Source organism: Dyadobacter diqingensis (genome assembly GCF_024220585.1).
Classification (GTDB): domain Bacteria; phylum Bacteroidota; class Bacteroidia; order Cytophagales; family Spirosomataceae; genus Dyadobacter; species Dyadobacter diqingensis.
The window spans coordinates 369538-376248 of record NZ_JAMXKF010000006.1; the positions used below are offsets into that span (position 1 = coordinate 369538).

The window sequence follows — 6711 nt, forward strand, 5'->3', positions numbered from 1 at the left end:
AGTAACCACAAAAATTTCATCTTAAATATGAAGACATATCTAAGATGAAATTTAAACGATTTCCGAATATCAATAACCCGGATTCTGTTTCAACACCGGTGCGTTGCGGTCAATTTCCGTTTGCGGAATCGGCCAAAACTCAAACTTATCCTCATATTTGGTTTTTACGGTAGGCGCCAGAGGATTCTGAATAAATCCGTTTAGTTTTTTCGTGGCAATCCCCCATCTTCTCAAATCGAAATAACGCTGGCCTTCCAATGCGAATTCGACACGTCTTTCATGGCGGATCTTTTCTCTCATATCCGATTGCGAAAGTCCAGTAGCAAGCGCTGGCATACCGACCCGGGCTCTTACCTGATTTACTGCATCAATGGCATTGGCGGGTCCACTCGCTTCGTTCTCTGCTTCCGCATACATCAGTAAAATATCGGCGTAACGCATCAGAACAAAGTCTGCCTCATCAATTGCGCCGTAATCCGGGTTAACAAGTGTTGGGTCAAGCCATTTTTTTACGGCATAAAAACCGTTTGTCCAGCTATCTTTTCCCGGTGTCGCGACTGATAAATCTCCGGTAAATGGCCATCCCTGTTCCTTGGTGTCGCCGGGAAAAAAGAATGTAAGCCTCATACGCGGGTCTCTTTTTTCAAACGGTTTTTTCGGATCAAAAACAGCGGAACTTCCTGTGTCCTTGCCATCAATGGCCTCATACTCGTTTATCAGGTCCTGCGTTCCCTGTTCACCCTTCCAACGCTGAAGGGACACAGCCAACGCTACATCCTGGTGAAGCAAATTGGGCTGCAAATACTTCACTGAAAACATAATTTCGGTGCTGCTATTTTGCTCTGGCTTGAAGAAATTGCCCGCGTAATTGGTTGATAACGCATATTTATTACCAGCAATGATTTGCTTCGCCAATGCAGCAGCTTCCGCATATTTTTTCTCATACAACAGTACTCTTACAAGATACCCCTGCGCCGAGCTTTTAACCGCATGCCCTTCTTTATAAGCCTTATCGGGTAAAGAAGCAATTGCTTTCGTCAGATCTTCTTCAATCAGTTTTAATACCTCTGCCTTGTCCGATTTTGCTTTTGTGGATTTAAAATCGATTGCAAAGGGATCCTCTGTTGTGATCACCACATTGCCATAAAGCTGCGCCAGCCAAAAGTAATTGAAGGCGCGCAAAAAATATGCTTCTCCCTGGTATTGATTAAGTTTATCACCTTGCAATACCTTCCCCACGTTCGCCAGAAACGAGTTTATAGCCGCGATCGCCTTGTAATTGTTGGCGTAATAGTTATAAACAAAATCACCCGATTGCGGTGTGATGCCCGATGACAGGGCACTGGTTCCGCCGCCGTAATTATACTGACCATAGGAATCATCGCTGAAATTATCCCATGCGAATACCTGATACTGGGATGTCGCATAACCGCCGCCCGAGGCATACAAAAAGTTATACAAGCCGGTCAAGGCCAAATCGGCATCCGCCTCTGATTTCCAGAAAATAGAGGTCGACAGTTTTTCGGGAGGAGCCACATCCAGATCATTGGTGCAGGAAGTAACGGAAACAATAAGAACCAGAAACGTTAAAACAGTATATTTCAGTAAATTTTTCATATTCTCAATATTATAGGTCCTATTAAAATTGCGCGTTAACACCAAATGTATACGTCCTGTTTTGAGGATAGGCCAGGTAGTTTCCGCCATCTACTCTTTCAGGATCAAGCCCCGGATATTTACTGGCTGTCAACACATTATCAGCAGATGCAAAGAACCGGATCGATTTGATTCTGATCTTGTTGATGACACTTTTCGGTATCGTATAACCCAGCTGAATATTCTTTAAGCGAACAAACGAGGCATTTTTCAGGAAATAGGTCGAATTGTAATTCTGAATGGGGGCATAACCGTCAGCGACGTAAATCTTGGGCATCGAATTGCTCGGATTTGATGGTGTCCACCGGTCCCGCCAGTCGATTGTTGGAACAGATCCCTGTCTGAAAGGTTCAATTCCCCATCCTCGTACATACATTTTCTGTCCGATCGAACCAAAAACCTGCGCAGACATGTCAAATCCCTTCCAGTCAGCGGATAAATTGACACCAAGCTGCATAGCAGGATATTTACCCTTCTGGTAGGTGCGGTCTTTGTCATCAATCATGCCATCGCCATTGACGTCCTTGATTTTGAGATCGCCTGGCGTAGGTGTAACAGGCTGTTTAGGCGAAGTGTTGATTTCATCCTGACTCTGGAAAATCCCATCCCAGATATACATGTAAAACTCATCCAGCGCATGGCCTTCTTCACGGATCGAATTGGAACTGATCTCTGTTTTTCCGAATTTTTCCAGAATGTTCTTATAAGCCTGTAAGTTCACCCCGAAGTTATAGGAGAGCCCGCGAGCGGTGCGGCCTGCATAGGCCACATTAAGTTCAATTCCTTTGTTTCTTACGGCACCATTATTGATTGTTGGCGCATCCAGCCCCAGCCACAACGGTACTTGCGAACTGCGCAAAATATCAAAAGTATATTTATTAAAAACATCGGCAGAGAATGTGATTTTGTTATTAAACGCTGTAAGATCCACACCCGCGTTAACCGAACGGGTAGTTTCCCAGGTAAGATTTGGGTCCACAATGGATCGTGCTGCAAAACCGGTAGAAGTTGTCCCGCCAAAAGCGTAGTTGGAGTTACTCAGAGTAGACTGGTACGGATAATTACCGATGTTCTGATTACCCAGCTGACCATAGGAAGCCCTTATTTTCATATCATTCAGCCAGTTGGCATTTTCCAGAAAGCGCTCCTTGGAAATACGCCAGCCTCCTGAAAAAGAATAAAACAGCCCCCAACGCGTATCCGATGGCAAACGGGAAGTGCCGTCGTACCGGATACTTCCGCCCAGCAAATATTTATCCTTCAAGCTGTAATTGGCTGTGGCGTAAGCCGAATGGATCGCCCATTCTTCAGAAGTCCCCGAATTGGTTTGCCCATCAGCAGGTCCTGCGTCGATTTCTGTTAAAAGATTGGTTGGGAATTGTCTTCGCGCTGCCAGCAGCTTACTTTTCTGACTCTTCTCCTGCTGATATCCTCCGAGAATGGAAATCGCATGCTCTCCAAAAGTTTTGTGATAGTTAAGCTGACTATAAACAACACTATATACCAGATCATTACGCTGCACGTTAAGACCGGGAGTACCCACATCAAGCAACCCTGCCGAACTCATATCATTGAAGTAATACATGGGTACCACAGGTCTGAAAGTACTCGATTTGGTGTTCTGATAGTTAAATCCCGCCTTGTTCTCCCATCGAAGACCGTCCAGCACATCCACATCCAGCGACATATTTCCCTGTGCGAAATAATCCTTGGTATATTGAAAAGATTTCTCTTCCACTGTGGCAATGGTATTTTTGTTTCCAAGCTCATTTGGAAAAGCTCTTTTTATCCATTTTCCGTCAGCCGTTTTGGGAGGATAAAGCGGAGATTGTGCCATGGTTGACAAAAACATATCGGTACTCCCGTTGCTGGGCGCTTGCTGATCTCCATAACGGAATTGCAGGCTAGTCCCCAGCGTAACACGCTTATGGATTTTGGAAGACAAACCCAGGTTCATTGTATATTTTTTATAGCTGAACCCGATCATCACACCCGGCTGGTCGGTTATGCCCAGGCCAACATTAAACGTAGTCCCGTCCTTGCTTCCACCCGACATATTCAGGAAGTGATTTTTTACGTATGCGGGTTTAAACAAATCGTCCAGCCAGTTATGGTTGGGATATTTAACCCGGTCCGTAGCATTTTTATACAAATTAATCTGATCCTGGGTATACAGCGGCAGCAGGTTCGAATTTGTTCTGGCTTCGTTGGACAGCTCCATAAATTCAGCTGAATTCGTGACCGTTTTTGGGATTTTTGTAGGATTGGAGATACCAATATTAAAACCATAACCAAAGGCAAAACCACCGCCGTTTCCATTTTTCGTTTTGACGACAATAACCCCATTAGCTCCTCTGGCGCCATAAATCGCGGCAGATGCCGCATCTTTCAGCACAGTGATGGATTCTATGTTGTTCGGGTTTAGAATATCCATACTACCGGGCAGACCGTCTATGATGACCAAAGGATCATTTCCGGCGGTACTAAACGTCCCTGTGCCTCTTACACGCAATTGGATATTTTCATTGCCCGGCTCTCCCGAATTTTGTATCACCTGAAGTCCCGGCAACTGGCCTTGCAACAAACTAACCGGATTGGTAGCAACCCGTTTGGTTATAGCATCTCCCGAAACTGTTGAAACTGCACTGATAATATTTCGCTTGCTTTGAGCATTATAGCCCACCACAACTACTTCATCAAGAATTTTATTGTCGAGAGACAAGTTGACATTAATCTCCGTTGCCTCACCAACTTTTACCTCCTGGGTCACATGGCCAACGAAAGAGAATACCAAAATCGCCCCTTCCGGAACATCCAGGGAATAGGCGCCATTGACGTCTGATGAAGTCCCCCGGGTTGTTCCCTTTATTGCAATGTTTACTCCCGGCAAAGCTTCTCTGGTCTCCGAAGTAACAACCCCCTTCACACGCTTGTCAGCGGTAGTTTGGCCAGGATTTACCTGAGCGCCATTTTCCCGTGTCATACCGCCAGACGACTGTGCATGAGCCGGCCTTAAAATAACCCGGTTTCTTACAATTTTATAGGAAATATTATCCGGACTAAACAGCTGATCCAGAACTTCTCCCATCATTTTATCATGGGCTGAAAATGTAACTTTTCGCCCCACCGGAAGTAACTCTTTACCATATACGAACTTAATGTTTTGAGAATTCCCAAGCTCTGTAAGTACCGAACGAATTGTTTTTTGCTGTGCCACAACCGAAACTTTCCTGAGTAAAAGCTCCTGGGCATGTGTTTTACCGCCGTAAGAATAAGTACAGGCGACAAGCGCGATAAAAATTTGTAAAGATGATATTCTCATAAGAAGCCAGCAAGACTCTATGATTTCTAGTCTTTTTTTCATTTTTTTACACCTTTTAGATCATTAGTCGATTTAAATGTTCCCAGTATTTCATTTGTCCAGAATGAAACAACCAGGATTTTCCGGGGATGGGGTTGGGACCGAAATATGTGTCCAGCAGAAAACTTGTGGGTTTGTCAAAAAATAGTTTTTTTGCATTGAACCAATTTTGAGTCCGTTGCAAGAATCTTACTGATCCCTAGTCCATTTTCTTTTGCCCGAGGGTATCCTGGAATATTTCGAGCTTTCTAAGGTTGTTGAAGTCACTCCCGGCCTGCATATTTATTTGGAAGAAAAGAACCTTCCTTCTACCGAATATAAAGGTCAAAAATTAGAGTCTAAGGGCTTTCTACCGGAGATATGTGTCAGGACTTTCCCATTCGTAATCAGAAAGTCTCTGTATCAAACGCCGTCGATGGGAGGTCAAGGACACAAGTGAAATCATCAGCAGAGATTGGAATGTGGTGCAACAGGGGACTCGGATGACCAAAGAGTTCGCTGGTTTTTTAAAACCGGGCCGCCGGGCGGCATTGTATTGATAATAATCCTTTCAGTTGTTCTCAATTGGGCAAATACTTCCATTTGGACGGTAAGCAACTTCAAGAGCATTACAAAAACCATATCAGCGATTATAAGGACTGGGATCAACGCGAGCATGCGGCAGAATGGCTTTTGTACCCTGACAATGCTGGTCCATATTTGAGCATCGATGAGACCTCATTATCTAATGGCGAACTTTACACGATTGTGATTAATAAAGCTGCTAAGGGCAGGAAGGGCTCATTATTAGCAATGGTGAAAGGCACTCAAGCAGCGTTAGTGATTGAGATTTTGCGAAAAATACCCAAACGTATTCGCAGCAAAGTGCGAGAAGTGACGGCAGCTAACATGGGCAGTCCGCCGCGCGGCATGATTGTAAGTCGCTGCTTTCCAAAGGCATCAAAGGTTATTGACCGTTTTCATGTTCAAAAATTGGCCTATGATGCAGTTCAGCAAGTTCGGAGCAAATACAGATGGGAGATCTCGAATCAAGAAAATCAAGCTCTTGAAGCTGCAAAGCAAGCGGGTGTGGCATACGAACCTGAAATTCTTGCGAACGGTGATACATTGAAACAATTGCTGGTAAGGAGCCGGTATCTCCTTTTTAAACATCGTGACAAGTGGACTGCTTCACAAATTCAGCGTTCCAGATTGCTCTTTGAGCGTTACCCGCTCATAAATCAAGCCTACGAACTGGCAACAGGGTTAGGAGCGATTTTCAGGACTTGTAAATCGAAAGAACAAGCCTTCAAAAAGTTGGTACTCTGGTATAACCTTGTCGACGATTGCGGGCTTGATCCATTCAAAACCGTTGCCAAATCTATTCAAGCCCATTATTTAAACATACTGTACTTCTTTAATAACAGAAGTATAATGCCTCTGCCGAATCTTTCAATGCCAAAATCAAAGCATTTCGTGCATCTTCGCGAGGTGTGAGGAATATTCCTTTTTTCTTATTCAGGTTGACAAAACTTTATGTTTAAACTTCCTACAACTTTTCAGCTTGATCCTGAATCGTTCTAATCGACGGAAAAAGAATATCCCCCCGAAACAAAAAAATCCCATCTTATTTAAAGATGGGATTGTGTAATAGTATTGTGGCGGCTACCTACTTTACCAGGTTTGACCCAAGTATCATCGGCGGTTCCGGGCTA

Annotated in this window: 6 protein-coding genes; 4 read left to right on the forward strand and 2 right to left on the reverse strand. The window is 44.2% G+C overall.

All coding sequences use genetic code 11. The features are described from left to right. Positions 1-69 precede the first annotated feature (69 nt). Together M1L62_RS18600 and M1L62_RS18605 are read right to left on the reverse strand one after the other, a co-directional pair. Positions 70-1617 (reverse strand): RagB/SusD family nutrient uptake outer membrane protein, encoded by a 1548-nt coding sequence (locus M1L62_RS18600; RefSeq protein ID WP_254561122.1) that lies wholly within the window; start codon positions 1615-1617, stop codon positions 70-72. A 22-nt stretch (positions 1618-1639) separates the two neighbouring features. Continuing rightward, positions 1640-5020 (reverse strand): SusC/RagA family TonB-linked outer membrane protein, encoded by a 3381-nt coding sequence (locus tag M1L62_RS18605; protein WP_254561123.1) that lies wholly within the window; start codon positions 5018-5020, stop codon positions 1640-1642. 211 nt (positions 5021-5231) lie between these two features. Here M1L62_RS18605 and M1L62_RS29815 point away from each other — a divergent pair, with 211 nt between their 5' ends. From M1L62_RS29815 to M1L62_RS29825, 4 genes are read left to right on the forward strand one after another with little or no spacing between them, the layout of a single operon-like run. Next, the gene (locus tag M1L62_RS29815) at positions 5232-5456 is read left to right on the forward strand and encodes an ISAon1 family transposase N-terminal region protein (protein WP_445439663.1); all 225 of its coding nucleotides are present in this window, start codon (positions 5232-5234) and stop codon (positions 5454-5456) included. A gap of 4 nt (positions 5457-5460) precedes the next feature. Further along, positions 5461-5556 carry a hypothetical protein gene (locus M1L62_RS29820; RefSeq protein ID WP_445439665.1) on the forward strand — a complete coding sequence of 32 codons (96 nt, stop codon included), beginning with the start codon at positions 5461-5463 and terminating at the stop codon, positions 5554-5556. Positions 5557-5599: 43 nt separating this feature from the next. Further along, a complete protein-coding gene (locus M1L62_RS18610) occupies positions 5600-6493 on the forward strand; it encodes an ISAon1 family transposase (RefSeq protein WP_445439664.1) in 894 nt (297 codons plus the stop codon). Further along, positions 6460-6540, forward strand: a complete 81-nt coding sequence (locus tag M1L62_RS29825) for a hypothetical protein (protein ID WP_445439666.1) — start codon at positions 6460-6462, stop codon at positions 6538-6540. Before M1L62_RS18610 ends, M1L62_RS29825 begins: the two co-directional genes overlap by 34 nt. The last annotated feature ends 171 nt before the right edge of the window (positions 6541-6711 follow it).

What these genes read in the sequence shown, in the direction of transcription:
- M1L62_RS18600 (WP_254561122.1), bottom strand. Translation starts at nt 1,617, where the DNA reads ATGAAAAATTTACTGAAATATACTGTTTTAACGTTTCTGGTTCTTATT.
- M1L62_RS18605 (WP_254561123.1), bottom strand. Translation starts at nt 5,020, where the DNA reads ATGAAAAAAAGACTAGAAATCATAGAGTCTTGCTGGCTTCTTATGAGA.